Genomic DNA, 25,951 nt, shown 5'->3' on the forward strand with positions numbered 1-25,951 from the left:
AGCGGACAGGGGACACAGTGAACGAGCAGCGAGCGGGGGCCGCCGCCGGCGTCGAGGAGGAGCAGGCACGCTACCGGGAAGCCCTCGAGGCCGAGCTGCGCTCCTTCCTCGACCGCCAGCGGTCGGCGATGGCCGGGGTCTCGGCGGACGTCGATGCGCTCATGGACGCCATCTCAGGCCTCGTCTCGGGCGGCAAGCGCCTCCGCGCGCTGCTCGGCTACTGGGGGTGGCGCGGGGCCGGCGGGGCCGCGCTGGCCGAGGAACCGGTGCGCGCGGGCGCCGCCCTCGAGCTCTTCCAGTCAGCGGCCCTCATCCACGACGACATCATCGACCGCTCGGCCACCCGCCGCGGTGCGCCGAGCGTGCATGAGCGGTTCACGGCACTGCACGCCAGGTCGGGGTGGGCGCTCGATGCGACCCGCTTCGGCCACGCCGCCGCGATCCTCACGGGCGACCTGTGCCTGTCCTTCAGCGAGGAGGCCTTCACCGCGGTCGGGCCGGCGGCCGGGGTCGGCACTCCTGGGCGCCGGATCTTCAACACGATGCGGGCCGAGGTCATGGCCGGGCAGTACCTCGACATCCTCGAGGAGGTCGCCGGTCCGTCCCGTTCCCGGACGGAGGCTGTGGCCCGGGCGGGCACGGTGATCAGGTACAAGTCGGCGAAGTACTCCACCGAGCACCCGCTCGGCATCGGGGGGGCGCTCGCCGGAGCGGACGAGGCCCTGCTGGAGGCCTACTCCGCATTCTCGCTCCCGCTCGGCGAGGCGTTCCAGCTCCGCGACGACGTGCTCGGGGTGTTCGGGGACCCCCGCACCACCGGCAAGCCCGCCGGGGACGACCTCCGCGAGGGGAAGCGGACCATGCTCGTGGCGCTCGCGCTGGACACGGCCGACGGCGCGGCGGCGGCAGAGCTCGAACGCGGCCTCGGGCGCGGCGACCTCGATCTCGACGAAGTCGGCAGACTGCGCGACATCATCGCCTCGGCCGGCGCCCTCGAGGCCACCGAGCGGCTCATCGGGAGGCTGGCCGACGAGGCCTTCGCGGCGCTCGCGCGGCTCGACGTCGATCCCGTGGTCCGCACTGCGCTCGAGGCCCTCGGCAGGGCCGCCGTGCAGCGGGCGTCCTGAGGAAGGCGTCAGGCCCCGGGTCCGGCCGCCTGCGCGGACCGGGCCCGGGGCCTGACGCATCGCCGGACGCGGGGGGGTGCGGCTACCAGGCCAGGATCTGCGCGCGGCGCCGGATCTCGGTCTTGCGGCCCTCGCGGAGGGCGTCGATGGGGCGGCCGCGCAGCGACTCGTCCGGCGTGAAGAGCCAGGCGATCAGCTCCTCGTCGCTGAAGCCCGCATCCGCCAGGACGGCGATCGTGCCCTTGAGGCTGTCCACCACGTGGTCCCCGTCGAGGAACAGCGCTGGGACGGAGCGGATCTTGCGCTCGCCCACGCGCGCGGCGACGAGCGCGCGCTCGTCGATCAGGCCATGCACCTTGGTGACCGGCAGCCCGAGCCGCTCCGCGACGTCCGGGAGGGGCAGCCATTCAGACACCAGGTTCTCGATATCACTCACGGCACCAGCGTGCCACGCCCCGGGCCGCTCCACCTAGTCGGTGCCGGCGCCGGGCGCGGGAGCCAGCCGGTCCACCCGCTGCCTTGTACCTTCCGCCGAATCATGAGAGATTCACATCGGTCACTTAAGTAACAGCAGTCAAATAAATCACTCACGTAACATCACCGAATTTACAGCCGTCATCACACGAGTGACACCACCCCGGCTCAAGGAGGTCGACCGATGAGCACGTCCGGAACCAGCGGAAGCGCTGCAGCCAAGCCCAGCCTTCCCCTCGTCGCGGCGACGACGGCGGTCCTCCCCGCCGTGGCCCTGTCCTCGCTCGCGCTCGCTGCGCCCGCATCGGCAGCGGCCGCCGCGTCCGTCGCCCAGTCCGGCGCCCTCGCAGGCGGCGCCCCGAGCGCCGCCGCGCGGGCCGCCGTCGTGCCCGCCGCGGAGGTGCCGGCGATGGTTCCCAGCAGGCTCGCACCTGCGAAGGCAGCGCCGCCGCAGAAGTATACGGTGCGTGCCGGGGACACGGTGACGGCGATCGCCGGACGGTTCGGGCTGGAGGTCGCGGACGTCCTGGCCCTGAACCACCTCACGCCGACCACCATCATCTACCCGGGCCAGCAGCTCAGGCTCACCGGCGAGGCGGCCCCGCACGACGCCGCACGGTCCTCCGCTGGCGACACGTCGGCCCAGCCGGCCAGCTCCGGCACCTACACCATCCGCCCGGGCGACACCCTCTACGGCATCAGTGCTCGTCTGAAGGTGCCGCTCGGGAGCCTGCTGAGCGCCAACGGACTCAGCCTCACGAGCATCATCTACGCGGGGCGGACGCTCAAGCTTCCGGCCGCCAAGGCAGAGCCGGCCGCCGCCATCACGCAGGCCTCGTCCGGCGCACCCAAGCCGCTCGTGGGCGACACCTTCTTCGGCTTCAAGTACCCCGATGCCGTCGTCGCCTCCGCCAACGAGAACAAGCGCCTCCTCAATGCCGCGCCGGTGCCGAGCCGGGCGGAGATGAAGCAGATCGTCGCCGACACCGCGCGGCGGATGGGCGTCGACCCGGCGCTGGCCCTGGCCATCGCCTACCAGGAGTCGGGATTCAGCCAGCGCGCCGTCTCCCCCGCCAACGCCATCGGGACGATGCAGCTCGTGCCCACCTCCGGAGAGTGGGCCTCGGATCTCGTCGGCCGCAAGCTCAACCTCATGGACCCCCATGACAACGCCACGGCCGGGATCGCCATCATCCGCGCCCTCGTGCGGACGAGCAAGGACGAGGACACCGCGATCGCCGGCTACTACCAGGGCCAGTACTCCGTGGCGAAGCACGGCATGTACAAGGACACCAAGCAGTACGTGGCCGCCATCAAGGCGCACCAGAAGACGTTCAGCTGACCGCGGGCGCCCCGTGGCCCCTTCCGGCACGGGGTGGCTCGGGCGCCTGCCGCGGGCGAGCGCATAGGATCGTGGGGTGAACGGAAAGCTGAGCGACGGGCTCGTCGGATCGCTCGTGGGCGGCCGCTACCGCGTTGCCGCGCGCCTCGCCATGGGGGGCATGGCCACGGTCTACCTGGCAACGGACACGAACCTCGACCGGGACGTCGCCCTCAAGGTCCTCCACCCGCATCTGAGCCAGGACCCCTCCTTCGCCGAGCGCCTCGAGCAGGAGGCCAAGGCCGCGGCCCGGCTGTCGCACCCCCACGTCGTCTCGGTCCTCGACCGCGGCCACGACGGGGATGTCTTCTACCTCGTGATGGAGTACGTGCCCGGCCGCAACCTCCGCGAGCTGCTCGACGAGCACGGCCCGCTGGCGCCGCGCCAGGCCCTCGCGCTGATCGACGCCGTGGTCGACGGGCTCGCGGCCGCCCACGCCGCCGGCCTCGTCCACCGCGACATCAAGCCCGAGAACGTGCTCCTCGGGGACTCGGGGCAGATCAAGGTCGCAGACTTCGGCCTTGCGAGGGCAGTCACCACCTCGACGACCAGCGGCGTCACCATGGGCACCGTTGCGTACATCGCCCCCGAGCTCGTCCAGCGCAGCGGTGGCGACGAGCGCAGCGACCTCTACTCGGTCGGGATCATGCTCTACGAGCTCCTCACCGGACACCAGCCGTACCGGGGGGACCTGCCCGTGCAGGTCGCCATGCAGCACGCGACCCGCGACGTCCCTCCGCCGTCCGACCTCGTCCCCGGCCTCTCCCCCGAGCTCGACGAGCTCGTCCAGTGGGCCTGCGCGCGGGAACCCGAGGACCGGCCTGTCGATGCCGAGGCCCTCCTCGGCGAGATCCGGCACATCCGCACCCACCTGAGCGACGCCCAGCTCGACCTGCACTCGGCGCAGACCCAGCACATCCCCTACCCCCAGCGCGGGCACACCGAGATGCTCCCTTCCGGGCGCACGGAGGTGATCGCCGCTGCCCCCCACCCCCAGCACACGAGCGTCATCCCGGCGGGAACGGCCCCCACGGCGCGCGAGCAGCGCCGGCGCGACCGCGAGGCCGCACGCCGGTCAGCAGCCGCGGCCGCGACCCCGACGCGCACTCTGGGACCCGGACGGTCGCGCCGCCGCGGAGCGGTCTGGGCCGCGGTCATCGTCGTCCTCGCGCTCGTGGCCGCGCTGGCCGGATGGTTCTTCGGCGTGGGCCCCGGCGCCGCCGCGACCGTCCCCCCGGTCAAGGACCTCACGGTCGACCAGGCTCGGCCGCTCTTCGACCAGGCGGGGCTCTCCTTCTCCACCCAGGACGTATTCGACGACGCCGTCACGGCCGGGCTGATCGTCAACAGCACCCCGGCCCCCGGGACCCAGATCCGGAAGTTCCAGGGCGTGAGCGTCCTCGTGTCGAAGGGCCCGCAGCTCTTCCCGCTCGAGGACCTGCGGGGCAAGTCCCTCGACGACGCGAAGGCCGCCATCACGGCGGCGAAGGACACCGTCGGTGCCGTCAAGGAGGCCTACGACGACGCCGTGCCGGCGGGGATCATCCTCGCCCAGGACCCGGGACCTGGTACGTCCCTGCGCCATGGCTCCACCGTGGCGCTGACCGTGTCCAAGGGTCCCCAGCCGATCCCGGTGCCCCGCGTGGTGGGCATGCCGCAGTCCCAGGCGCTCGCGGCGCTGCGCGCCGCCGGGCTCGATCCCCAGGTCTCCTCCGACGAGGTCAACGACAGGACCGTTCCGAAGGGCGCCGTCGCGGCCCAGGACCCGGCTCCCGGCGCCACGCTGACCAAGGGCGGCGCGGTCACCCTGACGATGTCCAAGGGGCCCAAGATGGTGCACGTGCCCAGCTTCGTGGGCAAGCAGGTCGGCCAGGCCACGGACGAGCTCAAACGGCTCGGGTTCGACGTGCGCGTCGAGAACATCCTCGGCGGGTTCTTCGGCACCGTCCGCGCCCAGGACCCGGTGGACAAGGACGTGCCCGAGGGCAGCGTCGTGACCCTCACGGTCGTGTGAGGGCCGTGGCCCTCACACGACCGTGAGGGCCACCCGCTCCCGGCCTCCCGATCAGTGGCGCTTCGAGAGCGATCCGGCCACGAGGAAGGCCATCTCGAGGGACTGCATGTGGTTCAGCCTCGGGTCGCACACCGACTCGTACCGGTCTTCGAACGCCGCCTCGTCGATCGGGTCGGAGCCGCCCAGGCACTCGGCGACGTCGTCGCCCGTCATCTCCATGTGCAGGCCGCCCGGAACGGTCCCCAGCGCCCTGTGCACCTCGAAGAAGCCGCGCACCTCGTCCACGACGTCGTCGAAGCGGCGGGTCTTGTAGCCGTTGCGGCTCGTGACGGTGTTCCCGTGCATCGGATCGGTGACCCACAGGACCTGGGCGCCGGACGCGGTGACCTTCTCGACCACGGGGGGCAGCTTCTCGCGGATGTTCTGCGCCCCCATCCTGGTGATGAACGTCAGCCGGCCGGGCTCGCGCTCGGGGTCGAGCCTGTCGATGAGCCGCAGGGCGTCGTCGCCCGTCGTCGACGGACCGAGCTTGACGCCGATCGGGTTCCGCACGCGGGAGAGGTAGTCCACGTGGGCGTGGTCGAGCTCGCGGGTCCGCTCACCGATCCACAGGAAGTGCGCGGAGGTGTCGTACGGCAGGCCCGTGCGCGAGTCGATGCGCGTCAGCGCCCGCTCGTAGTCGAGCAGCAGTGCCTCATGGCTCGCGAAGAACTCGACGCGCTTGAGCGCCTCGAAGTCGGCCCCGCACGAGTCCATGAACTTGATGGCGCGGTCGATCTCGCGGGCGAGCGACTCGTAGCGGGCGTGGGCCGGATTCTCCGTGAACCCCTTGTTCCACGTGTGCACGAGGCGCAGGTCTGCGAAGCCGCCCTGGGTGAAGGCGCGGATGAGGTTCAGGGTCGACGCCGACGTGTGGTAGGCGCGGAGCATCCGCGCGGCGTCGTGCGCGCGAGACTCGGGCGTGAAGTCATAGCCGTTGACGATGTCGCCGCGGTAGGCCGGGAGGGTGACGCCGTCCCGCGTCTCCGTGTCGGAGGAACGGGGCTTGGCGAACTGGCCGGCCATGCGGCCCATCTTGATCACGGGCAGCTGGGCCCCGTAGGTCAGCACTACCGCCATCTGCAGGATGGTCTTCACGCGGGCGCTGATCCGGTCCGCGGTCGCCGCCCCGAAGGTCTCGGCGCAGTCGCCGCCCTGGAGGAGGAAGGCCTCCCCGCGGGCCGCGGCGGCGAGCCGCTCGCGCAGGACGTCCACCTCGCCGGCGAAGACGAGCGGCGGGAGGATGGACAGCTCCGCGATCGCCGCGCGGAAGACGTCCGGGTCCGACCAGGAAGGCTGCTGCGAGATCGGCAGGGAGCGCCAGTTGTCGAGGCCCGGGTAGTCGGCGGCACCGCTCTGGGCAGTGCTCGTGAATCGGGCCGCGGGCGATACGGAGAGATCAGTCACGATCCAAGGCTAAGCCACCGGCACGGCGCCGTGCTTATGCGTCGGCCGGCGGCTCTCCCGTCCGCTTCTGCGCCGCCTCCTGCGCCAGCCTGGCCTTGACGTCCGCGGCATATGCGTCGACGTACTCCTGGGCGGACAGCTGCTGGATCTGGCGCATGATCCGCGTGGTCACCTCCCGCTGGACGGCCCGGTCCTCGGCCCTGCCGTAGAACTCGGAGAAGTCCATCGGCTGGCCGATGATGATGCCGACCCGGCGGATCGAGGGGATCCGCTGGCCGATCGGCTGGACCTTCTCCGTGCCGATCATCGCGACCGGGAGCACCGGCACCTGCTTCAGCAGGGCGAGCCGGGCCACGCCGACCTTGCCCCGGTACAGGCGCCCGTCGGGACTGCGCGTCCCCTCCGGGTAGATGCCCAGCAGGCCGCCGTTCGCGAGGATCTGCGCGCCGGCCTCGAGGGAGGCTGCGGATGCCTCCCCGCCGGACCGGTCCATCGGCAGCTGGTTCGTGTAGCGGAAGAAGGCCGCGGTCAGCCAGCCCTTGAGCCCCCGGCCCGTGAAGTACTCCTGCTTCGCGAGGAACACCACCGGCCGCCGGACCATGAGGGGCAGGAAGATCGAGTCGGAGAACGAGAGGTGGTTCGAGGCGAGGATGGCCGCCCCGCGGGCCGGAACATTCGCGAGCCCCTTGGTCCACGGCCGGTACAGCAGTTTGACGAGGGGGCCGATGAAGATCTGCTTGAGGATCCAGTAGACCACGCAGGTCCTTCCGCCGTTCGAGCGCGTTCCAGGCTTCACTGTAGTGTCCCGCTCTGCGGACTCGGCGCAACAGGCCGCTGCACGGTGCATAATTCTTGCCATGGACCCTTCCACCGTCGGTGTCGCCCTGAGCCACGGCTTCACGGGCGGGCTCGGCGGGATCGCGCCGTGGGCGGATGCGCTCCGCGGCGCCGGGTTCCGCGTGGCCACGCCCCTCCTCCCCGGCCACGGGACTTCGATCGAGGACCTCGCCCGCAGGTCGTGGCACGAGTGGTACGACGCCTATGAGGCGGCCTACGTCGAGCTCGCCGAGGAATGCACGGCCGTCGTCGCTGCGGGGCTGTCGATGGGCGGGGCCCTGGCGCTGCGCCTTGCCGCGCACCGCCCTGTGGCCGCCGTCAGCGTGGTCAACCCCGGCCTCGTGATCGACGATCCGCGCTCGCACCTCTCCGGCGTGCTGCGGCACGTGATGCGGACGGTTCCGGGCATCCGCAACGACATCAAGCTCGCGGGCCAGGACGAGGGCGCCTACGAGTCGGTGCCCGTGGCCGCCGCGCACCAGCTCAAGCTCCTGTTCCGGGACACCGTCGCGTCCCTGCCGCGCGCCACCGCCCCGCTGCAGGTCTTCCGCTCGACGGTCGACAGGGTCGTCACGAGCGAGCGCAGCGTCGGCGCGATCGCCGCCCGCTACGGCGGGACGGACATCCGCATCGTCCGGCTCGCCAACAGCTACCATGTGGCCACTCTGGACCACGACGCCGAGACGATCTTCCGGGGCTCGGTCGCCTTCATCAAGGAGGCGGTCGACGCCGCGCCGTCGGCCGCCGCCTGCCGCCGCATCGACGCTGGGGGTGCGGCGTGAACGGGCGTCCCGACCCCGACCGCCACGACCCTGCGGCGGACGACGACGTCTGGCGCGACCTCGTGGCGCGCCTGGGCGGCTCCGTGGACGACCGCGACGCTGGGCCCGCTCCGACCGAGCTCTCCGCCGCGGAGCGGTCCTCGGCCCCGGGTCCGCTCCCGCCGGCGCCCGCGGCAGACCACCCGGAGGGCCGGGAAAAGGACCCGTCTTCCCCCGGGGACGACGCCGGCCCCGCCGGCTTCGCCCGGTACGACCCCCTCGGGGTCGCCGCTCCGCGCAGCCGCGGACCGGTCGGCGAGGAGCCGGAGGGGCTGCCGGGCGACTTCGTCCCCGACGAGCCGGCCCCCGTCCTGGCAGGCGCCGACCCGGTGGCGGTGCTCGCCTGGTGCAGCGCGCTCGGCGGCCCGGTGGCCCTCCTGCTGTGCGCGCTCGTGTGGCGCACCGTGCCCGGCTACGTGATCGTCCTGCTCGTCGCGGCCTTCGTGGCAGGGGTCGGCACGCTCATCATGCGCCTGCCGCGCAGCAAGGACGACGACGGGGACGACGGCGCCCGGATCTGAGCTGCGCGACTCAGCGCACCGCGCCGTGGGAGCGCAGGTGGACGCGGGAGAGGTCGGCGGCACCGATGAGGCCCGCCTCGGGGCCGAGGGCCGCGCGCACGATCCGGGCCGGCGGGCGGAAGCCGCGGCCGGTCAGGTTGCGGGCGAACGCCCTGCGGGCCGGGGCCAGCAGCAGCTCCCCCGCGTCGCAGAGACCTCCCCCGATCACGAAGGTCCCAGGGTCCAGCGCCGCGGCGAGGTTCGCGAGCCCGAGCCCGAGCCACTCGCCGACGTCCTCGATGAGCTCGCGCGAGGCCGCGTCCCCGGCCCGGGCCAGCTCGGTGACGATCGCGCCGGTGATCTGCTCGGGATCGCCGTCGACAGCGCGGAGGAGCTCCTGTGCCACCGGGGAATTGGCGCGGGCGAGCTCGCGCGCCTCGCGTCCGAGGGCGTTGCCCGAGGCGTACTGCTCCCAGCAGCCGCGGTTGCCGCATTCGCAGCGGTGGCCGCCGGGCATGATGATCTGGTGGCCGAACTCTCCCGCGACTCCGTAGCGGCCGCGTTCGAGGTGGCCGGAGACCACCATCGCGCCGCCGATCCCGGTGCCGAGCGTGATGCACACGAGCCGGCTCTCCTGGCGCCCGGCCCCGAAGCGCCACTCGGCCCACGCCGCGGCGTCGGCGTCGTTGGCGAGGTGCACGCGGCGGCGCAGGAGCGATTCGAGGTTGGCGCGGAGCGGCTCGTTGCGCCAGGCGAGGTGCGGGCTGAAGAGGACGGTCCCGCCGTCGAGGTCCATCCAGCCTGCGGCGCCGATCCCCACGGAGGCGATGCGGTGCTCGACGCTGAGCTCGTCGACGAGCTCGGCGATGACGCGCTCGACTTCGCGGGGCCGCGTGCCGGGGGTCGCCCGCCGGGCCCGCTGGAGGACGTGCCCGTCGGCGTCGACCACGCCTGCGGCGACCTTCGTGCCGCCGATGTCGATGCCGATCGCGAGGCCCCTCCTCCTCAGCCGCGGATCGCGGGGCCGGAAGGTCGGAGCCAAGCGGGGTCTGCGCACGCTGGCCATTCTACTGGCGGCCCGGGACCCCGGGCCGCTATTGTTACTCACCAGTAGCATCGTGCCGTGATCCAAGGCACATCCCGTGCAGGGGCCTTGGATATGGTTAAGCCCTCTCCCGCGCACCGGGAGGTACCGAAGGAGATATCGTGCGCGAAAAGACCGTTCCGCCCCTCGTCCCCACTCCCGTTGCCAAGAACATTGCCGACTTCGTGGTCGAGCAGGCCGAGAAGCCCTCGAACCCGGCCCTCTTCGCCCGGCGGGGGGCCTCGGGCGCGTGGGAGGACGTGACCGCCAAGGAGTTCCGCGCCGAGGTGGAGCGGATCGCGAAGGGCCTGATCGCGGAGGGCGTCGCGCCCGGCGATCGCGTGGCCATCATGGCACGCACCTGCTACGAGTGGAGCCTCGTCGACTTCGCCATCTGGTTCGCCGGCGCGGTGTCGGTGCCGATCTACGAGACCTCCTCTCCGAACCAGATCGCGTGGAACCTCGGCAACTCGGGCGCCGTTGCCGCCTTCGGCGAGACCGCCCACCATGAGGACGCCATCCGCGCGGCCATCGACTCCGACGACCTCACCGCCATGCGCCACGTCTGGCAGCTCTCCCCCGCCGGGCTCGGCGCGCTCGCCGCGGCCGGGGAGCAGGTCTCCGACGAAGAGCTCGAGGCGCGCCGCTCCGCCGCGACCCTCGAGTCGCTGGCCACCATCATCTACACCTCCGGCACGCTCGGCCGGCCGAAGGGCTGCGAGCTGACCCACGGGAACTTCGTCGCGCTGTCCGAGAACGCCGCGGCCGCACTCGGAGAGGTCGTGGTGCCTGGGGCGAAGACGATCATGTTCCTCCCGCTCGCCCACGTGTTCGCCCGCTTCATCTCCGTCCTCGCCGTCGCCGCCGGGTGCCAGGTGGCCCACACCCCGGACATCAAGAACCTCCTGGCCGACCTGCAGGGCTTCGAGCCGAACTTCATCCTCGTGGTCCCGCGCGTGTTCGAGAAGGTCTACAACTCTGCGCTGACCAAGGCCGAGGACGGCGGCAAGGGCAAGATCTTCCACCGCGCCGCGGACACCGCGATCGCCTGGTCGAAGTCCCACGCCGACGGCGGGAGCCCCTCCCTCGGCCTGCGGCTGCAGCACGCGCTCTACGACGCGCTCGTCTACCGGAAGCTGCGCGCGGCCATGGGCGGCCACGTGAAGTACGCAGTCTCGGGCGGCGGACCGCTCGGCGAGCGGCTCGGCCACTTCTTCCACGGCATCGGGCTCCGCGTCCTCGAGGGCTACGGCCTGACCGAGACCACGGCGCCGATCTGCGTCAACACGCCCTCGCTGGTCAAGATCGGCACGGTCGGGGCCCCGATCCCCGGCAATGCGGTCCGGATCGCGGACGACGGCGAGATCCTGGCCAAGGGCGTCAGCGTCATGCGCGGCTACTACCGGCTTCCCGAGCTGCAGACCGAGACGTTCACGGACGGGTGGTTCCACACCGGGGACATCGGCGAGCTCGACGCCGACGGCTACCTGCGCATCACCGGGCGCAAGAAGGACATCATCGTCACGGCCGGCGGCAAGAACGTGGCGCCGGCCCACCTCGAGGACCAGATCCGCGCGGACGCCCTCGTGTCGCAGGTCGTCGTGGTGGGCGAGAACCGCCCCTTCATCGGCGCGCTCGTGACCCTCGACGAGGAGGCCCTCCCGGGCTGGCTCGAGCGGCAGGGGCTTCCCGCCGGGCTCTCCCTCGAGGATGCCGCGTCCCACCCCGGGGTCCTCGCTCACGTGCAGTCGATCGTCGACCGCGCCAACGCGAGCGTGTCGAAGGCAGAGGCCATCAAGTCCTTCCGGGTGGTGCCGACGGACTTCACCGAGTCCTCCGGCCACCTCACGCCCTCGCTCAAGGTCAAGCGGGCCCAGGTGCTGGCCGATTTCGGCAGCTACGTCGAGGACATCTACTCGGCGCCCAAGCCGAGCGTCGTCTGAGGACGGCACCCGCCACCGGGGACGGCGGTCCCGGCCAGGGCCGGGGCCGCCGCGCTGTGATCAGTCGCCGGTGAGCTGTGATCAGTCGCCGGTGAGCTGGTCCACGACGAGGCCCGCGAGCTCGATCGCCGCCTCGCGCGTCGCGGCGCCGAGCTTGGCGAACTCGATCTGGGAGCCCTCGGCCAGATGCCGGTCGTGCGGAATGCGGACCACGTGGCCCACACGCGTGCGGAAGTGGTCCTCGATCTCGTCCACGTTCACCCGCGTGCCGTTGCCGGCGGACACGTTGACCACCACGATCGCCTTGCGCACCAGGTCGTCACGTCCGTGCGCCTCGAGCCAGGACAGCGTCTCGGAGGCGAGCCGCGCCTCGTCGACGCTTCCGCCGGAGACGAGGACGACGGCGTCGGCCTTCTCCAGCGTCCCCTGCATGACGGAGTGGACCATCCCTGTGCCGGAGTCGGTGAGGACAATCGAGTAGTAGCGTCCGAGGATGTCCGTCACGGCCCGGTAGTCCGCGTCGTTGAAGGCGTGGGCGACCATGGGGTCCGCATCCGAGGCGAGGACGTCGAGCCGTGACCCCTCGCGGGCGGTGTAATTGGACAGCTGGGCGAAGGAGTTCACCTCGAAGCGGTCCTTGACCAGCTGGCGGGCGGTATGGGAGGCGCGCCCGGGGTTCCGGTCCGAGAGGGTGCCCCGGTCGGGGTTGGCGTCCATCGCGATCACACGGTCCTCGCGCAGGTCCGCCAGCGCCATGCCCAGCAGCGTCGTCACCGTCGTCTTGCCGACGCCGCCCTTGCGGGACAGGACGGGCACGTAGCGCGTCTTCTCCCCCAGCCGCACCGCAATGCGGTGCTCGAGCGCGCGCTGCGACCGGACGGCGTCCGAGTCCCCGACGTTGACGTAGCCGAAGGTCGCGAAGTACAGCCAGCGCCGCCAGCCGCCCACCGGGGCCGCAGGGCTCTTCGCCACGAGGCGGTCGGAGGTCAGGGAGGTGGCGGACTCCGGTCCCTCGGCCCGCGTGCGGCGCTCGCTCACCGCCGGGGCCTCGCCGCCGGCGGCCGGCGCACTGTCCTGGCCGTGCGGCTCGGATCCGCGGGGCTGGTAGCCGACCTCGGCCGAGGCCGCTGACTGGCCCGGGACCGCGGCGGGGTCGTCGGGCGCGGGCGCCGGGGCCGTCGCCGCGCCGCCCGAGAGCCACCCCGCTGGGGGCGCGGAGGGTGCCGGCGGCACGGAGCCCAGATCGAGCGGCACGGAGAGGATCCCGAGCGGGCCGCGGGCGGCGGCATTCTCGGCGCCGGGCCTGGGGGCCTGCGAGTCGGCGGCGGCCTCCCCCGCGCCGTCCTCGGCCGCCGGGGCGTCCTGGGTGGAATCCGGCTCGTCCTGAGATGGACTGCGCCGCGGTGCGGGCTTCGGCGTGCTGTCGCTCATGGCTCCCGTTCGCCTCGTGGGTGGGTGAGGACGGCGGCGGCACGGACCGCCGCCGTCCTGGATCGCGCCCAGTCTAGCCGCCGCCCCGCCACGGCCCTGCGGGCAGCGACGGGGCGGCGGCACACGGGGCCGGGCGCGCGGGGCGCGCAGCGGCTACTCGGCGCCGACCACCAGCAGGAGGTCTCCGCCCTGGACCTGCTCGACTCCGGAGACCACCACGCGGGCCACCTTGCCGGCTACCGGCGAGGTGATGGCGGCCTCCATCTTCATGGCCTCGATCGTCGCGACGGAGTCGCCGGCCTGGACGAGGTCGCCTTCCCTGGCCGTGACGGTCACCGCGCCGGCGAACGGGGCGGCGACGTGGCCGGGATTGGTCGCGTCCGCCTTCTCCGCCTGCTTGACGTTGCTCTGCACGGCCCGGTCGCGGACCGAGACCGGCCGCGACTGGCCGTTCAGCGTCGCGATGACGGTGCGCATGCCCTTCTCGTCGGGCTCCGAGATGGCCTCGAGCTGCGCGATCAGCCGCACGCCCCTCTCGAGCTCGATCACGTGCTCGTGGCCGCGCTGGAGGCCGTAGAGGTAGTCACGCGTGTCGAGCACCGAGAGGTTGCCGTAGGCTTCCCGGTTCGCGAGGTAGTCCTTCGTCGGGCCGGGGAAGAGGAGCCGGTTGAGCGTGGCACGGCGCGTCGCCGAATCGCCCTGCAGCGCCGCTGAGTCCTCCGCGGAGAGCTTCTCCTCGCGCACCTTGACCGTCCGCCCCTGGAGCGCCTTGGTGCGGAACGGCTCGGGCCAGCCGCCGGGCGGGTCGCCGAGTTCGCCGCTGAGGAAGCCGATGACCGACTCCGGGATGTCGAACTTCTGCGGGTTCTCGCGGAACTCCTCGGGATCCGCGCCGAGTCCGACCAGGTGGAGGGCGAGGTCGCCGACGACCTTGGAGGACGGCGTGACCTTGACCAGCCGGCCGAGGATGCGGTCCGCGGCCGCGTACATGTCCTCGATCGCCTCGAACCGCTCGGCCAGGCCGAGGGCCATGGCCTGCTGGCGCAGGTTGGAGAGCTGGCCGCCCGGGATCTCGTGGCGGTACACGCGCCCGGTCGGACCCGGGAGGCCCGACTCGAAGGGGGCGTACACGCGGCGCACAGCCTCCCAGTACGGCTCGAGCGCGCTGACCTTCTCCAGCGAGATGCCCGTGTCGCGGGGCGTGTGCGCGAGCGCGGCCACGAGGGCGGAGGCCGGTACCTGGCTCGTGGTGCCGGCCAGGGACGCCGAGGCGACGTCGACCGCGTCGACCCCGGCCTCCACCGCCGCGAGCAGCGTCGCGAGCTGGCCGCCCGCGGTGTCGTGGGTGTGGAGGTGTACGGGCAGGTCGAAGCGCTCCCGCAGGGCGCGCACGAGCTTGGCCGCGGCGGCCGGGCGCAGGAGGCCGGCCATGTCCTTGATCGCGAGGATGTGGGCGCCGGCGTCGACGATCTTCTGCGCGAGCTCGAGGTAGTAGTCGAGCGTGTAGAGGTCCTCGGCCGGGTCGAGGAGGTCGCCGGTGTAGCACAGGACCACCTCGGCCACCGCGGTGCCCGTCTCACGGACGGCCTTGATGGCGGGCGCCATCTGGTTCACGTCGTTGAGCGCGTCGAAGATGCGGAAGATGTCGATCCCGGTGGCCGCCGCCTCCTTCACGAAGGCGGCCGTCACCTCCTCGGGGTACGGCGTGTAGCCCACGGTGTTGCGGCCGCGCAGGAGCATCTGGAGGCAGATGTTCGGGATCGCCTCGCGCAGGGCGGCCAGGCGCTGCCACGGGTCCTCGCCGAGGAAGCGGAGTGCGACGTCGTACGTCGCCCCGCCCCAGGCCTCGACCGAGAGCAGCTCGGGGGTGAGCACCGAGACCGCGGGGCCGGCCGCGACGAGGTCGCGGGTGCGCACGCGGGTTGCGAGGAGCGACTGGTGCGCGTCGCGGAAGGTCGTGTCGGTGACCGCCACCGCGTTCTGCTCGCGCAGGGCCTTGGCGAAGCCTTCGGGACCGAGCTCGAGCAGCTTCTGCCGGGACCCGGCCGGAGCGTCCGCCAGGTCGACCTTCGGCAGCTTCTCCTGCGGGGCCGCGTGGACCTTCAGCTCGCCGTTGGGCTTGTTGACCGTGACGTCCGCGAGCCACGTGAGCAGCTTCGTGCCGCGGTCCGCGGAGGAGCGGGCCTTGAGCAGCTCGGGCCGCTCGTCGATGAACGACGTCGCGACATTGCCGGCCACGAAGTCCTCGTCGTCGAGCACGGCCTGCAGGAACGGGATGTTCGTGGAGACCCCGCGGATGCGGAACTCGGCCAGGGCCCGGCGCGCACGCTTCACGGCGGTCGCGTAGTCGCGGCCGCGGCACGTGAGCTTGACGAGCATCGAGTCGAAGTGCGGGCTGATCTCTGCGCCCTGGTAGATCGTGCCGCCGTCAAGCCGCACCCCGGCGCCGCCCGCCGAGCGGTAGCCGGTGATCTTCCCGACGTCGGGGCGGAAGCCGTTGGCCGGGTCCTCGGTGGTGATGCGGCACTGGAGCGCGGCACCCTTGAGGTGGATGCGGTCCTGGGTGAGCCCGAGGTCCTCGAGCGTCTCCCCCGAGGCGATGCGCAGCTGCGCCTGGACGAGGTCGACGTCGGTGACCTCCTCCGTGACGGTGTGCTCGACCTGGATGCGCGGGTTCATCTCGATGAACACGTGCTGGCCGGCCCGCTCGCCGACGGTGTCGACGAGGAACTCGACGGTGCCCGCGTTGACGTAGCCGAGGGCCTTGGCGAACTTGATGGCGTCCGCGTAGAGGGCCTGGCGGATCGAGTCGTCGAGCTGCGGGGCAGGCGCGATCTCGATGACCTTCTGGTGCCGGCGCTGCAGGGAGCAGTCGCGCTCGAAGAGGTGGACCACGTTGCCCTCGCCGTCGGCCAGGACCTGGACCTCGATGTGGCGCGGGCGCAGGACGGCCTGCTCGAGGAACACGGTCGGATCGCCGAACGCGGCGTCCGCCTCGCGCATTGCCGCGCTGAGGGACTCGGGAAGGGCCTCGCGCGTGTCCACGCGGCGCATGCCGCGCCCGCCGCCGCCCGCCACGGCCTTGACGAAGATCGGGAACCCGATCTCGTCCGCGGCCGCGATCAGCTCGTCGGCGTCCGAGCTGGGGGCGGAGGACTTGAGCACCGGAATGCCCGCCTTGCGTGCAGCCTGGAGGGCGTGGACCTTGTGGCCGGCCAGCTCGAGCACATCGGCCGGAGGGCCCACGAAGGTGATGCCCGCCGCCGCGGCCGCGCGCGCCAGCTCCGGGTTCTCGGAGAGGAAGCCGTAGCCGGGGTAGATGGCATCTGCACCGGCTTCCTTGGCGACGCGGACGATCTCGTCCACATCGAGGTAGGCCCGGACCGGATGGCCCTCCTCGCCGATGAGGTAGGCCTCGTCTGCCTTCTGCCGGTGGATCGAGTTGCGGTCTTCGTGGGGGAACACGGCCACCGTCTTGGCACCGAGCTCGTAGCTCGCACGGAACGCGCGGATGGCGATTTCACCGCGGTTCGCTACCAGAATCTTGGAGAACATGGGACTCCTGTTGTCGCAACGCAGGATTGTCTAGGTGGTGCCTAGTGTCTATGCCAGCAAAGTAGCAGGGCAATGTGCTGTGTCTTGAATCACGGATGTAACGTCCCGCCACGTGGACGCGGCGCGAGCGCGGGCGGTCGCCGGCCGTGGCGTGGCCGGGGCGGCTGCCCGCTTCCCTTTAGGATGGAACGGTCGGCCAGCGGATAGATAGTGGATCTCACGTGCAAGTAGTCAGTATCAGCAGCCTGAAGGGCGGGGTCGGGAAGACCTCGGTGACAACGGGGCTGGCGTCGGCCGCCCTCGCGGCCGGGATCCCCACCCTCGTGGTCGACCTCGACCCGCATGCTGACGCCTCGACCGCGCTCGGTGTGAACCCCGACCGCGAGCTCGAGGTGGGGCGGCTACTCAAGGCCCCCAAGCGGGTCTTCCTCGAGGACAACGTCGTGGCGAGCCCGTGGGTGCGGCGCGCCGCAGCCCTGAACGGCCAGCAGAACCGGGTGCTCAACGTGGCCTACGGCGGTTCGCTGAGCGGCATCTACGACCGGCCGGACCTGGGGCGCCGGGACCTCCGCCGGCTGACCACGGTGCTCCACGGCCTCGAGGGCTACGGCCTCGTGCTCATCGACTGCCCGCCCTCGCTCAACGGCCTCACGCGCATGGCCTGGGCCGCGAGCAACCGCGTGCTCCTCGTCGCCGAGCCCGGCCTGTTCTCCGTGGCCGGCACCGAGCGCACGCTGCGCGCCATCCAGCTCTTCAAGCAGGAGTACGCCCCCAAGCTCGCCCCCGCCGGGATCGTCGCCAATCGGGTCCGCCCCTCCTCGACCGAGCACAGCTACCGGCTCGAGGAGATGAAGCAGATGTTCGGCACGCTCCTGCTGAACCCCCAGATTCCCGAGGTGGCCAACTGGCAGCAGATCCAGGGCGCCGCCCATGCGGTGCACCACTGGCCCGGGGAGGCCGCCCGCGGTACCGCCGCGCTGTATGACGAGCTGCTCGGCTCGGTCGTCAAGCAGGGGCGCGAGCTCCGTCCCCGCGTCGCACGGTAGGACCGCCCGCGGCAGGGACACCCGCTCAGAGACGTCGAGGGGCCGCCACCCGTAGGTGGCGGCCCCTCGACGTCGGGATGCGGGGAGGAGGTGACTCAGCCCGTCCTGCGCGCGGCGCGGCGCTTGCTCAGCTCATCCCCGGGAAACGTCTGGTCGGCGGCGTGCTCGCTCGGAAGCTCGGCGAGGCTCCCCTCCACCTCGCGCCACACGCGTCCCACTGCAATGCCGAACACGCCCTGTCCTCCTTGGACGAGGTCGATGACCTCATCGGCCGAGGTGCACTCGTACACGGACGCGCCGTCGCTCATCAGCGTGATCTGTGCGAGGTCTTCGACGCCGCGCTCCCGCAGGTGCCCGACGGCGCTGCGGATCTGCTGGAGCGACACGCCGGTGTCGAGCAGTCTCTTGACCACCTTGAGGACGAGGATGTCGCGGAAGCCGTAGAGGCGCTGGGAGCCGCTGCCGGCTGCCCCGCGCACGGTGGGCTCGACGAGGCCTGTGCGGGCCCAGTAGTCGAGCTGGCGGTACGTGATCCCGGCGGCCTTGCACGCGGTGGGCCCGCGGTAGCCGGCCTCCTCGTCCAGTGCGGGGAGGTCGTCATCGAAGAGGAGGCCCTGAGTGCCGGTCGGCGCCTCGGTGCCCGTGCCGGAAATATGCCTGAGATCTCCGTGCTCGCGCTTGGGACTCACTAAACCCTCCTTCACAGCTCCCCTGGGGGAATCGCAGTCCCCGCCAGCCTGCCTCGAAAGTGCCCCTCGTGTAATTACACTCGGGTCCACCTTCCAGTGTCGCCTGTGGCCATCGGGGAAGCAATGGGAGCTTGTCTCTAACGACGTTAGAACCGTCGGGGAACGAAATCAAAGACATCGCCTCCGGCGGTGGGGGCGTGTCGGGCTCCGCCGCGCGAGTGGCGCACGGCGGAGCCGCTCACTCGTCGAAGTCCTCCGGCTCCACGTCCGCGAGGAACTCGCGGAAGCGGCGCATCTCGGTCTCCTCCTCCTCGGCGCTGGCACCCTCCTCGGTGCCGTCGCTGCCCTCGGCCAGCTGGACGCCGGCCTCCTCGAGGACCGCGTCCGCGCACCAGATGCGGCAGTTGACCCGCAGGGCCACGGCGAGGGCGTCTGAGGCCCTCGACTCCACCGTGGTGCCGTCGTCGAACCCGAGCTGAGCGTAGAAGACGCTGTCCTCGACCGCCACGATGGTCGCGCTGACGATCTGCCGGCCCAGGCTGTGCACGACGCTCACGAGGAGGTCGTGGGTCAGCGGCCGGGGCGGCACGACGTGCTGCTGGGCCAGAGCGATGGCGCTGGCCTCCGCGGTGCCGATCCAGATCGGCAGGTGCCGCTCGCCGTGGGCCTCCTTCAGGAGCACCAGGGGCTGGTTCGAGGGCAGCTCGATGCGGACACCTACGACTTCTACCTCGATCATCAGCCATCCATCCTCGAGATCAGCCCGTGGACCAGTGCACGGTGCAGGGTCAGGAACAGCTCACCCAGCTCGCGCGCCTCCTCGGCGGCCCGCACGCGGGAGGCGGAGTCCCGCCGCGACGCGCTCGGCGCCACGGCGCGCTCGATCAGCGCCACCTCGCGCTCCGCGGTCGTCTGGAAGGGCCGCAGGTGCCGGGGCTCGAGGCCGTGGTCCGCGAGCGCGACGCAGGAGCGGGCCACGGCGAGATCGTGCTCGTCGTACCGGCCATCCTCGGCGGTGATGAGCCCGAACGTGGCCATGGCCTCCACGAGGTCCGCGCTCGCCCCTGATTCCGCCCGCAGCTGCGCCTCGCCGAGGGAGCGCGGACGCGCGCCGCCCAGCTGGGCACTGAGCTCGTCCGAGACGGCGCGCGGGGCGATGCTCACCCCGCCGGGAAGCGCCTCGGGCCGCTCGCCGCGGTCGACGGCATCGAGATAGTCCTTGATGACCTTCAGCGGCAGGTACTGGTCGCGCTGGAGGGCCAGGATGAAGCGGAGACGCTCCACGTCGCCGTCGCTGTACTGCCGGTAGCCCGAGGGCGTGCGGTGCGGCGCAATGAGCCCCTTGTCCTCCAGGAAGCGGATCTTGGAGGCCGTCATCGAGGGAAAGTCCTCGGCCAGGGTGGCCAGGACCTCACCGATGTTCAGGGCCGTGGCCCCCTTGCGCTCAGGCTGAGCAGCTGCCATGGATCCGCCTCTCAGGCGGTAGGCCGCACCGGGCTCTGTGCGGGGCTGAGGTAGAAGGTGAGCCGGAACTTGCCGATCTGCACCTCCGAACCGTTGCGCAGCGCGACCTGGTCGACCCGGTCGTGGTTGACGTAGGTTCCGTTGAGGCTCCCGGCGTCGACCACCTCGAAGCCGCGGCCCACCCTCCTGAACTCGGCGTGGCGGCGCGAGACGGTCACGTCGTCGAGGAAGATGTCCGCGTTCGGATGGCGTCCCGCGGTCGTGACATCCGAGTCGAGCAGGAACCGTGCGCCCGAGTTGGGCCCGGCATGCGCGATGAGCAGCGCCGAACCGTAGGGCAGCGCGGCGACTGCCTTGGCCTCCTCGGCGCTCAGCGCAGGTGCGATCGTCGTGTCGGCATGGATCGGCGGCATGTGGATCGACGTCGTCTCGGACGCCGATTCCTGACGCTGCGTCACCTCGTCGGCGCCGACGTCCCGGCGCTCGTGGCTCACCATCAGTTCCTCCTGAACAGTCCCGGAATCAGACTTCTACCCTACCTGCTGCTCGTACTCGGCGGCACTGAGGAGGCTCTCCGTCTGCGCGTCGTCGGCGAGGCGGACCTCGAACAGCCAGCCTTCGCCGTAGGGGTCGGAGTTCACGAGCGCCGGATCGGAGTCCAGGGCCTCGTTCCGCGCGACGACGGTCCCGCCGACGGGGGCGTAGATGTCGCTGACGCTCTTGGTCGACTCGACCTCGCCGACGACGCCGTTGGCGCTCACTTCCGTGCCGACCTCCGGCATCTGGACGTAGACCACGTCGCCGAGGGCATCCTGGGCGAAGTCGGTGATGCCGATGCGCACCACGCCGTCTCCGGGCTCAGTCGAGACCCACTCGTGCTCGGCCGTGTAGGACAGCTCCGCGGGGACCTTGCTCATGGGGCTCGCCTTTCGTCGACGTCGAGGCCGGCGGGCATGCCCGGCAGGCCTCTGGGTGCGGTATCGCTGAAAGTATAGGCACAAGCACACCGCGCCGATTCGCCACGGCCCGCTGCGCCGGGGGCCGTTTCCTGCCACGATGGAGCACGAGCAGTCCATGCCAGGTCAGGAGGGGTCCCATGCCGGAACTGCCGGAGGTCACCGCGCTGGCCGAGTACCTCGACCAGCGCCTGGCCGGAGCGGTCATCGAGCAGGTCCGGATCGGGGCCATCAACGCGCTCAAGACCGCCGATCCCCCGTACACCGCTCTCGTGGGACGACGGGTCGACTCTGTGGGCCGCCGCGGCAAGTTCCTCGTCCTGGTCACCGAGCCGCTCCCGGCCGAGGACGCAGGGTCCGGCGGCGGCGCGGTCGACGCCGGCCCGCTCGCCGTCGTCGTCCATCTCGCCCTGGGCGGGTGGGTGCGGGTGACCGACGAGGTGCCGAAGGCGGCGCCACCCCGCGGAAAGGGCTACGTCGCGGCGCGGTTCGGGTTCGTGCGCGACGGGCAGGAGACCGGGATCGACCTGACCGAGGCGGGGACGTGGAAGCGGCTCTCCGTGCACATCGTCCGCCGGCTCGAGGACGTGCCCGCCCTCGCCGACCTCGGCCCCGAGCCGCTCGCGGAGGACTTCACCCTCGAGGCCTTCCGGAAGCTCCTGCATCACCGCAAGCAGGTCAAGGGGCTGCTCCGGGACCAGAAGATCATCGCGGGCATCGGCAACGCCTACAGCGACGAGATCCTGCACGCCGCGAAGATCTCGCCGTTCGCGATCGCCTCGACCCTCGACGACGACGCGACTGCGCGGCTCTACACGACGATGCGCCGGGTCCTCACCGAGGCGATCGAGGAGGACCGCGGCCATCCGCCCGACGAGCTCAAGGACGAGAAGCGCCGGATCATGCGCGTGCACCGCCGGGCGGGCGAGCCGTGCCCGGTGTGCGGGGACACGATCCTGGAGGTCTCGTTCGCGGACAGCGCCCTGCAGTACTGCCCCACCTGCCAGACGGGCGGGAAGCCGCTCGCCGACCGCCGCACCTCCAAGTTCCTCAAGTAGCCGGGCGCCGCCGCCGACAGCGGCCCCGATCCTGTCGAGGGCTCAGATCCGCTCGAGGAAGGCGAGGACGCGGTCCACCGCGAGCGAGGCCGAGGCTGCGTCGAAGCCCGTCTGGGTCGAGTCCGCGAAGTAGTGGGCGGTGGACGGATAGAGGAAGAGCTCCGCGTCCGGTGCCCCGGCGACGATCGCGCGGGCGGCGTCGACGTCGCCCTCCTCCATGAAGATCGGGTCCTGCTCGGCGCCGTGGACCTGGAGCGGGACGCCGGCGGGCCACGGGCCGCCGAACTCCTCGGCCGGCACGCACGAGTAGAAGAAGACGGCGCCGCGCGCTCCCGCGCGGGTCTGGGCGAGCTTCTGCGCGGGCAGCACGCCGAGCGAGAGGCCCATGTAGACGAGGTCCTGCGGCAGGGACGAGGCCGCGCGCTCCCCGCGGGCCATGATCTCGTCGAAGCCGATCTCGCGCGCGTGCGCGACCCCCTCGTCGATCGTCGCGAACATCCTGCCCTCGAACAGGTCCGGCGTCGTCACGGTGTGGCCGTTGCGGATCAGGGTGTCCGCGAGGGACGCCACCCCGGGAGTGAGGCCGAGCGCGTGGTGGAACAGGAGGATGTCTGCCATGCCGCACACGCTAGCCCGGGCGCGCCCGGACGGCCAGCGATGAGGGACCGACACGCGCCGGAACGCGCGCTCAGCCGACCGGATCGCCGGCGACGGGGCCTTCCGTGTTGGGCTTCCAGCCGAGCTCCGGGGCCACGTGCTCCGCGAAGGCCTCCAGGATGTGGAGGTTGTACTCGGCCCCGAGCTGGTTCGGGATGGTCAGCATCACGGTGTCGGCGGCCATGACGGCCGAGTCCGCCCGCAGCTGCTCGACGAGCTCGTCCGGCTCGGCCGCGTAGGTCTTGCCGAAGGTGGACTGGAAGCCGTCGATGATGCCGATCTGGTCGGAGTCCGTGCGCCGGCCGAAGTACATCGCGTCCTTCGAGTTCACGATCGGGAAGATGCTGCGGCTGACCGAGACGCGCGGCGGACGCGTGTGCCCCGCCTCCCTGTAGGCGGCCCGGTAGGCATCGATCTGGTCCCGCTGGAGCTCGTGGAAGGGCACGCCCGTGGCCTCGGTGAGCAGGGTCGAGCTCATGAGGTTCAGCCCCAGCCTCCCGGTCCATTCCGCCGTGGCACGGGTGCCGCTCCCCCACCAGATCCGCTCGCGCAGGCCCGGCGAGTGCGGCTCGACGGGGAGCAGGGTCCCGGGCGGCGCCTGCCGCGGGTCCGCCGGCGCGATGCCCTCGCCGTCGATCGCCTTGAGGAACAGCTCGAAGTGGGCCCGGGCGAGGTCGGCGCCCCGCGGATCCTGCGCCCCCGTGTAGCCGAACGCCTCGTAGCCGCGCAGGGCGGGTTCAGGCGAGCCCCGGCTGACGCCGATCGCGATCCGGCCGGCGCTGATGATGTCGAGGGCGGCCAGCTCCTCGGCGAGGTACAGGGGGTTCTCGTAGCGCATGTCGATCACGCCGGTGCCGACCTCGATGCGCGCGGTCCTGGCGGCGATCGCGCTGAGGAGCGGCACGGGTGCGGCCTGCTGCGGCGCGAAGTGGTGGACGCGGAAGTAGGCGCCGTTGACGCCGAGCTCGTCCGCGCCCACGCCCAGGTCGACGGCCTGGCGGATCATGTCCGCCGCGCTGCCGGTCTGCGAGCCGCGCACCTGCGCGTAGTGTCCGAACGAGAGGAATCCGAAGGCCTTCACACGGGCGACAACTGCCGGCCGGTGCAGGCGTATTCCTCGCCCTCGCGCTGCCGCCGGCCTCAGCGCGCCTGGACGAGCTTGACCTGGTGCCCGGCCGGGTCCAGGACCCAGGCGTACCGGAGCCGGCCGTCCGGCGAGTCCATGGGGCCGGCGACGGCGGCCGCGCCCGCAGAGACGGCGCGCGCGAACAGCCCGTCGACGTCCTGCGACCAGAGCACCACCTCGGAAGACCGTCCGCCGCCCGTGCCCACTCCGAGGCCGGCGATCCGGTTGGCAGCCGCGGCGGACGTGAGCCCCAGCCGCGTGCCGGCCGCGTCCACCTCCGCGTGCTCGACGGCACCGCTCGCCGGGAAGCGGAACACCTCGGGAAGGCCCAGGGACCGGTAGAAGCCGAGGCAGGCCGGCACATCGTCGCAGAAGAGGTTGATCTGGATGTGCGCCACGGCGATCGGATCGTTGTCCACGGTCGGAAACGTGGCGCTCCCGGGCGGATCCGACGGCGCCCAACGAGAAAGGGACCCGATCCGCTTCCGCGGATCGGGTCCCTGCCGGTCGGGCTGACAGGATTTGAACCTGCGACCCCTTGACCCCCAGTCAAGTGCGCTACCAAGCTGCGCTACAGCCCGAACATCGCCCGCGCCTGACGCTCTCACGCCCGGCGAAGCAACCGCTCCAGCATATCCGAACGGGGCGATCGGCGCGAATCGAGCGGCGCCCGGCGCGCCTCCGCCGCGGCTGCCACGGGACACGGTATGGGCGGAGAAAGCACGACGCCGGTGGGCCGCCCTCTGGGGGCAACCCACCGGCGTCGTGCGGGGCCTACTTCTTCTTCGAGCGGCGCTCGCGCACGCGCATGCTGATCTCGATCGGAGTGCCCTCGAAGCCGAACGTCTCGCGCAGGCGGCGCGTGATGAAGCGGCGGTAGCCCGGGTCGAGGAACCCGGTGGTGAAGAGGACGAACTTCGGCGGCCGGCTCTGGGCCTGGGTGCCGAAGAGGATGCGCGGCTGCTTGCCCCCGCGCACCGGGTGCGGGTGGGCAGCGACGAGCTCGCCGAGGAACGCATTGAGCCGGCCGGTCGGGATGCGGGTGTCCCAGCCGGCGAGGGCCTTGTCGAGCGCGGGCACGAGGCGGTCGCGGTGCCAGCCGGTCTTCGCGGAGAGGTTGACGCGGGGCGCCCACTCCACGTGGGCGAGGTCCTTCTCGATCTCGCGCTCGAGCCAGCGGCGGCGCTCGTCGTCCATGAGGTCCCACTTGTTGAACGCGATGACGAGGGCCCGCCCGGACTCGATCGCGAGCGAGAGGATGCGCACGTCCTGCTCGGAGAGCACCTCGTCCGAGGCGAGGAGCACGACGGCGACCTCCGCCTTCTCGAGCGCGGCCTGCGTCCGCAGGGACGCGTAGTACTCGGCGCCCTGGGCCATGTGCTGCCGGCGGCGGATGCCCGCGGTGTCCACGAAGCGCCACGTCCGGCCGCCGAGCTCGATGTACTCGTCGACCGGGTCCCGGGTGGTGCCGGCGAGCTCGTTCACGACGGAGCGCTCGGAGCCGGCGAGCTTGTTCAGGAGCGAAGACTTGCCCACGTTGGGCCGGCCGATGAGCGCGACGCGCCGGGGGCCGCCCGAACGCTCGACGCCCGCGATCGCCGAGAACTCGGGCAGGACCTCGAGCGCGGCGTCGAGCAGGTCCGCCACGCCGCGGCCGTGAAGGGCCGAGACGGGATACGGCTGGCCGAATCCGAGCCCCCACAGCATGGAGGCGTCGGCCTCCTGGGCGAAGTCGTCCACCTTGTTCGCCACGAGCAGCACGGGCTTCTTGGACTTGCGCAGCATGCGCATGACGGCCTCGTCGGTGGCCGTCGCCCCGACCGTGGCGTCGACGACGAACAGGACGGCGTCCGCCATGCTCACCGCGACCTCGGCCTGCTCGGCGACCATCGCGTGCAGGCCCTTGGCGTCGCGCTCCCAGCCGCCCGTGTCCACGAGGGTGAACTTCCGTCCCGTCCACTCCGCGGGGTAGGAGACGCGGTCGCGCGTGACGCCGGGGACGTCCTCGACGACCGCCTCGCGGCGGCCCAGGATGCGGTTGACGAGCGTGGACTTGCCCACGTTGGGGCGGCCGATGATCGCCAGGACGGGGTCCATCCGGGTCGGGGTGTCCGCGTCCCAGTCCTCGCCCTGGTCCGCGAGGAGGCGCGCGTCCTCCTCGTCCAGGTCGTAGTCGTCCAGGCCCGCGCGCAGGGTCGCTGCGCGCTGGTCCGCCTCGGCGTCGTCCATCGCCGCGAGATGCTCGGCGACCTGGTCGGCGCCCTCGGGCACGTACTCGTCGTTCCCGGCGGCGCCGGCGGTCCCAGTGTCCAGGGAATCGGTCATGGGGGTCTCCTTGAAGG

23 protein-coding genes and 1 tRNA gene are annotated in these 25,951 nt (G+C 71.8%); 8 read left to right on the top strand and 16 right to left on the bottom strand.

Annotated features, from left to right (window positions below; genetic code table 11):
- Window positions 1–17 precede the first annotated feature (17 nt).
- Window positions 18–1,127 carry a polyprenyl synthetase family protein gene (locus ACVWWH_RS16885; RefSeq protein ID WP_457317338.1) on the top strand — a complete coding sequence of 370 codons (1,110 nt, stop codon included), beginning with the start codon at window positions 18–20 and terminating at the stop codon, window positions 1,125–1,127.
- Between the two features lie 82 nt (window positions 1,128–1,209).
- On the opposite strand, the gene ACVWWH_RS16890 is transcribed toward ACVWWH_RS16885, so the two are convergent.
- Complete coding sequence (locus ACVWWH_RS16890) at window positions 1,210–1,563, bottom strand: Rv2175c family DNA-binding protein (RefSeq protein ID WP_066497409.1); 354 nt, start codon at window positions 1,561–1,563, stop codon at window positions 1,210–1,212.
- Window positions 1,564–1,785: 222 nt separating this feature from the next.
- Here ACVWWH_RS16890 and ACVWWH_RS16895 point away from each other — a divergent pair, with 222 nt between their 5' ends.
- Together ACVWWH_RS16895 and pknB are read left to right on the top strand one after the other, a co-directional pair.
- On the top strand, window positions 1,786–2,943 hold the full coding sequence (locus tag ACVWWH_RS16895) for a LysM peptidoglycan-binding domain-containing protein (protein ID WP_457317339.1): 1,158 nt from the start codon (window positions 1,786–1,788) through the stop codon (window positions 2,941–2,943).
- 76 nt (window positions 2,944–3,019) lie between these two features.
- Window positions 3,020–4,996 (top strand): Stk1 family PASTA domain-containing Ser/Thr kinase, encoded by a 1,977-nt coding sequence (pknB, locus tag ACVWWH_RS16900; RefSeq protein WP_457317340.1) that lies wholly within the window; start codon window positions 3,020–3,022, stop codon window positions 4,994–4,996.
- Window positions 4,997–5,047: 51 nt separating this feature from the next.
- On the opposite strand, the gene ACVWWH_RS16905 is transcribed toward pknB, so the two are convergent.
- Both ACVWWH_RS16905 and ACVWWH_RS16910 read right to left on the bottom strand, forming a co-directional pair.
- Window positions 5,048–6,445, bottom strand: coding sequence for a class II 3-deoxy-7-phosphoheptulonate synthase (locus ACVWWH_RS16905; RefSeq protein ID WP_066497406.1), 1,398 nt, complete (start codon window positions 6,443–6,445; stop codon window positions 5,048–5,050).
- A 31-nt stretch (window positions 6,446–6,476) separates the two neighbouring features.
- Window positions 6,477–7,199, bottom strand: a complete 723-nt coding sequence (locus ACVWWH_RS16910; protein ID WP_066497405.1) for a lysophospholipid acyltransferase family protein — start codon at window positions 7,197–7,199, stop codon at window positions 6,477–6,479.
- 100 nt (window positions 7,200–7,299) lie between these two features.
- Between ACVWWH_RS16910 and ACVWWH_RS16915 the strand changes: the two genes are divergently transcribed.
- Complete coding sequence (locus ACVWWH_RS16915) at window positions 7,300–8,061, top strand: alpha/beta hydrolase (RefSeq protein WP_066497404.1); 762 nt, start codon at window positions 7,300–7,302, stop codon at window positions 8,059–8,061.
- Window positions 8,058–8,621, top strand: a complete 564-nt coding sequence (locus ACVWWH_RS16920) for a hypothetical protein (RefSeq protein WP_066497403.1) — start codon at window positions 8,058–8,060, stop codon at window positions 8,619–8,621. Before ACVWWH_RS16915 ends, ACVWWH_RS16920 begins: the two co-directional genes overlap by 4 nt.
- Window positions 8,622–8,631: 10 nt before the next feature.
- Here the strand turns inward: ACVWWH_RS16920 and ACVWWH_RS16925 are convergent, their stop codons facing one another.
- Window positions 8,632–9,666 carry an ROK family glucokinase gene (locus tag ACVWWH_RS16925; RefSeq protein WP_066497402.1) on the bottom strand — a complete coding sequence of 345 codons (1,035 nt, stop codon included), beginning with the start codon at window positions 9,664–9,666 and terminating at the stop codon, window positions 8,632–8,634.
- A gap of 140 nt (window positions 9,667–9,806) precedes the next feature.
- Here ACVWWH_RS16925 and ACVWWH_RS16930 point away from each other — a divergent pair, with 140 nt between their 5' ends.
- Complete coding sequence (locus ACVWWH_RS16930; RefSeq protein WP_457317341.1) at window positions 9,807–11,627, top strand: AMP-dependent synthetase/ligase; 1,821 nt, start codon at window positions 9,807–9,809, stop codon at window positions 11,625–11,627.
- Window positions 11,628–11,708: 81 nt separating this feature from the next.
- On the opposite strand, the gene ACVWWH_RS16935 is transcribed toward ACVWWH_RS16930, so the two are convergent.
- Both ACVWWH_RS16935 and ACVWWH_RS16940 read right to left on the bottom strand, forming a co-directional pair.
- Entirely contained in the window at window positions 11,709–13,058 is a 1,350-nt protein-coding gene (locus ACVWWH_RS16935) for a nucleotide-binding protein (RefSeq protein WP_457317342.1), read from the bottom strand.
- A gap of 153 nt (window positions 13,059–13,211) precedes the next feature.
- On the bottom strand, window positions 13,212–16,613 hold the full coding sequence (locus ACVWWH_RS16940) for a pyruvate carboxylase (protein WP_457317343.1): 3,402 nt from the start codon (window positions 16,611–16,613) through the stop codon (window positions 13,212–13,214).
- Between the two features lie 221 nt (window positions 16,614–16,834).
- On the opposite strand from ACVWWH_RS16940, the gene ACVWWH_RS16945 reads away from it, so the two are divergent.
- Window positions 16,835–17,659 carry a ParA family protein gene (locus ACVWWH_RS16945; RefSeq protein ID WP_066497394.1) on the top strand — a complete coding sequence of 275 codons (825 nt, stop codon included), beginning with the start codon at window positions 16,835–16,837 and terminating at the stop codon, window positions 17,657–17,659.
- Between the two features lie 95 nt (window positions 17,660–17,754).
- Here ACVWWH_RS16945 and ACVWWH_RS16950 read toward each other — a convergent pair whose 3' ends face one another.
- The 5 genes from ACVWWH_RS16950 to gcvH form a co-directional block, all read right to left on the bottom strand.
- Window positions 17,755–18,348 carry a MerR family transcriptional regulator gene (locus ACVWWH_RS16950; protein ID WP_066497393.1) on the bottom strand — a complete coding sequence of 198 codons (594 nt, stop codon included), beginning with the start codon at window positions 18,346–18,348 and terminating at the stop codon, window positions 17,755–17,757.
- Between the two features lie 238 nt (window positions 18,349–18,586).
- The gene (locus ACVWWH_RS16955; protein ID WP_066497392.1) at window positions 18,587–19,087 is read right to left on the bottom strand and encodes a bifunctional nuclease family protein; all 501 of its coding nucleotides are present in this window, start codon (window positions 19,085–19,087) and stop codon (window positions 18,587–18,589) included.
- The gene (gene ftsR / locus ACVWWH_RS16960; protein ID WP_066497390.1) at window positions 19,087–19,812 is read right to left on the bottom strand and encodes a transcriptional regulator FtsR; all 726 of its coding nucleotides are present in this window, start codon (window positions 19,810–19,812) and stop codon (window positions 19,087–19,089) included. The genes ACVWWH_RS16955 and ftsR overlap by 1 nt, the downstream gene beginning before the upstream one ends.
- Before the next feature lie 11 nt (window positions 19,813–19,823).
- Window positions 19,824–20,309: an FHA domain-containing protein gene (locus ACVWWH_RS16965; protein WP_066497388.1), complete on the bottom strand. Its 486-nt coding sequence runs from the start codon at window positions 20,307–20,309 to the stop codon at window positions 19,824–19,826.
- A gap of 33 nt (window positions 20,310–20,342) precedes the next feature.
- Window positions 20,343–20,729, bottom strand: a complete 387-nt coding sequence (gene gcvH / locus ACVWWH_RS16970) for a glycine cleavage system protein GcvH (protein WP_066497387.1) — start codon at window positions 20,727–20,729, stop codon at window positions 20,343–20,345.
- A gap of 179 nt (window positions 20,730–20,908) precedes the next feature.
- Here gcvH and ACVWWH_RS16975 point away from each other — a divergent pair, with 179 nt between their 5' ends.
- On the top strand, window positions 20,909–21,826 hold the full coding sequence (locus tag ACVWWH_RS16975; RefSeq protein ID WP_066497386.1) for an Fpg/Nei family DNA glycosylase: 918 nt from the start codon (window positions 20,909–20,911) through the stop codon (window positions 21,824–21,826).
- A 42-nt stretch (window positions 21,827–21,868) separates the two neighbouring features.
- Here ACVWWH_RS16975 and ACVWWH_RS16980 read toward each other — a convergent pair whose 3' ends face one another.
- From ACVWWH_RS16980 to der, 5 genes are all read right to left on the bottom strand, one after another.
- Window positions 21,869–22,444 carry a dienelactone hydrolase family protein gene (locus tag ACVWWH_RS16980; protein WP_066497384.1) on the bottom strand — a complete coding sequence of 192 codons (576 nt, stop codon included), beginning with the start codon at window positions 22,442–22,444 and terminating at the stop codon, window positions 21,869–21,871.
- A 70-nt stretch (window positions 22,445–22,514) separates the two neighbouring features.
- Window positions 22,515–23,564, bottom strand: a complete 1,050-nt coding sequence (locus tag ACVWWH_RS16985) for an LLM class flavin-dependent oxidoreductase (protein WP_066497383.1) — start codon at window positions 23,562–23,564, stop codon at window positions 22,515–22,517.
- A gap of 59 nt (window positions 23,565–23,623) precedes the next feature.
- Window positions 23,624–24,028: a VOC family protein gene (locus tag ACVWWH_RS16990; RefSeq protein ID WP_066497381.1), complete on the bottom strand. Its 405-nt coding sequence runs from the start codon at window positions 24,026–24,028 to the stop codon at window positions 23,624–23,626.
- 88 nt (window positions 24,029–24,116) lie between these two features.
- Window positions 24,117–24,190: transfer RNA gene (locus ACVWWH_RS16995), tRNA-Pro, on the bottom strand.
- 193 nt (window positions 24,191–24,383) lie between these two features.
- Window positions 24,384–25,934, bottom strand: coding sequence for a ribosome biogenesis GTPase Der (gene der / locus ACVWWH_RS17000; protein WP_066497380.1), 1,551 nt, complete (start codon window positions 25,932–25,934; stop codon window positions 24,384–24,386).
- Window positions 25,935–25,951 lie beyond the last annotated feature (17 nt).

Source organism: Sinomonas sp. RB5, from assembly GCF_054063535.1.

Excerpts from the sequence above, each read along its gene's own strand:
- ACVWWH_RS16915 (WP_066497404.1), top strand. The coding sequence starts at position 7,300 with ATGGACCCTTCCACCGTCGGTGTCGCCCTGAGCCACGGCTTCACGGGC.
- ACVWWH_RS16965 (WP_066497388.1), bottom strand. The coding sequence starts at position 20,309 with ATGGTGAGCCACGAGCGCCGGGACGTCGGCGCCGACGAGGTGACGCAG.
- ACVWWH_RS16935 (WP_457317342.1), bottom strand. The coding sequence starts at position 13,058 with ATGAGCGACAGCACGCCGAAGCCCGCACCGCGGCGCAGTCCATCTCAG.
- der (WP_066497380.1), bottom strand. The coding sequence starts at position 25,934 with ATGACCGATTCCCTGGACACTGGGACCGCCGGCGCCGCCGGGAACGAC.
- ACVWWH_RS16940 (WP_457317343.1), bottom strand. The coding sequence starts at position 16,613 with ATGTTCTCCAAGATTCTGGTAGCGAACCGCGGTGAAATCGCCATCCGC.
- ACVWWH_RS16975 (WP_066497386.1), top strand. The coding sequence starts at position 20,909 with ATGCCGGAACTGCCGGAGGTCACCGCGCTGGCCGAGTACCTCGACCAG.
- ACVWWH_RS16955 (WP_066497392.1), bottom strand. The coding sequence starts at position 19,087 with ATGATCGAGGTAGAAGTCGTAGGTGTCCGCATCGAGCTGCCCTCGAAC.
- ACVWWH_RS16980 (WP_066497384.1), bottom strand. The coding sequence starts at position 22,444 with ATGGCAGACATCCTCCTGTTCCACCACGCGCTCGGCCTCACTCCCGGG.
- ACVWWH_RS16895 (WP_457317339.1), top strand. The coding sequence starts at position 1,786 with ATGAGCACGTCCGGAACCAGCGGAAGCGCTGCAGCCAAGCCCAGCCTT.
- gcvH (WP_066497387.1), bottom strand. The coding sequence starts at position 20,729 with ATGAGCAAGGTCCCCGCGGAGCTGTCCTACACGGCCGAGCACGAGTGG.
- ACVWWH_RS16925 (WP_066497402.1), bottom strand. The coding sequence starts at position 9,666 with ATGGCCAGCGTGCGCAGACCCCGCTTGGCTCCGACCTTCCGGCCCCGC.
- ftsR (WP_066497390.1), bottom strand. The coding sequence starts at position 19,812 with ATGGCAGCTGCTCAGCCTGAGCGCAAGGGGGCCACGGCCCTGAACATC.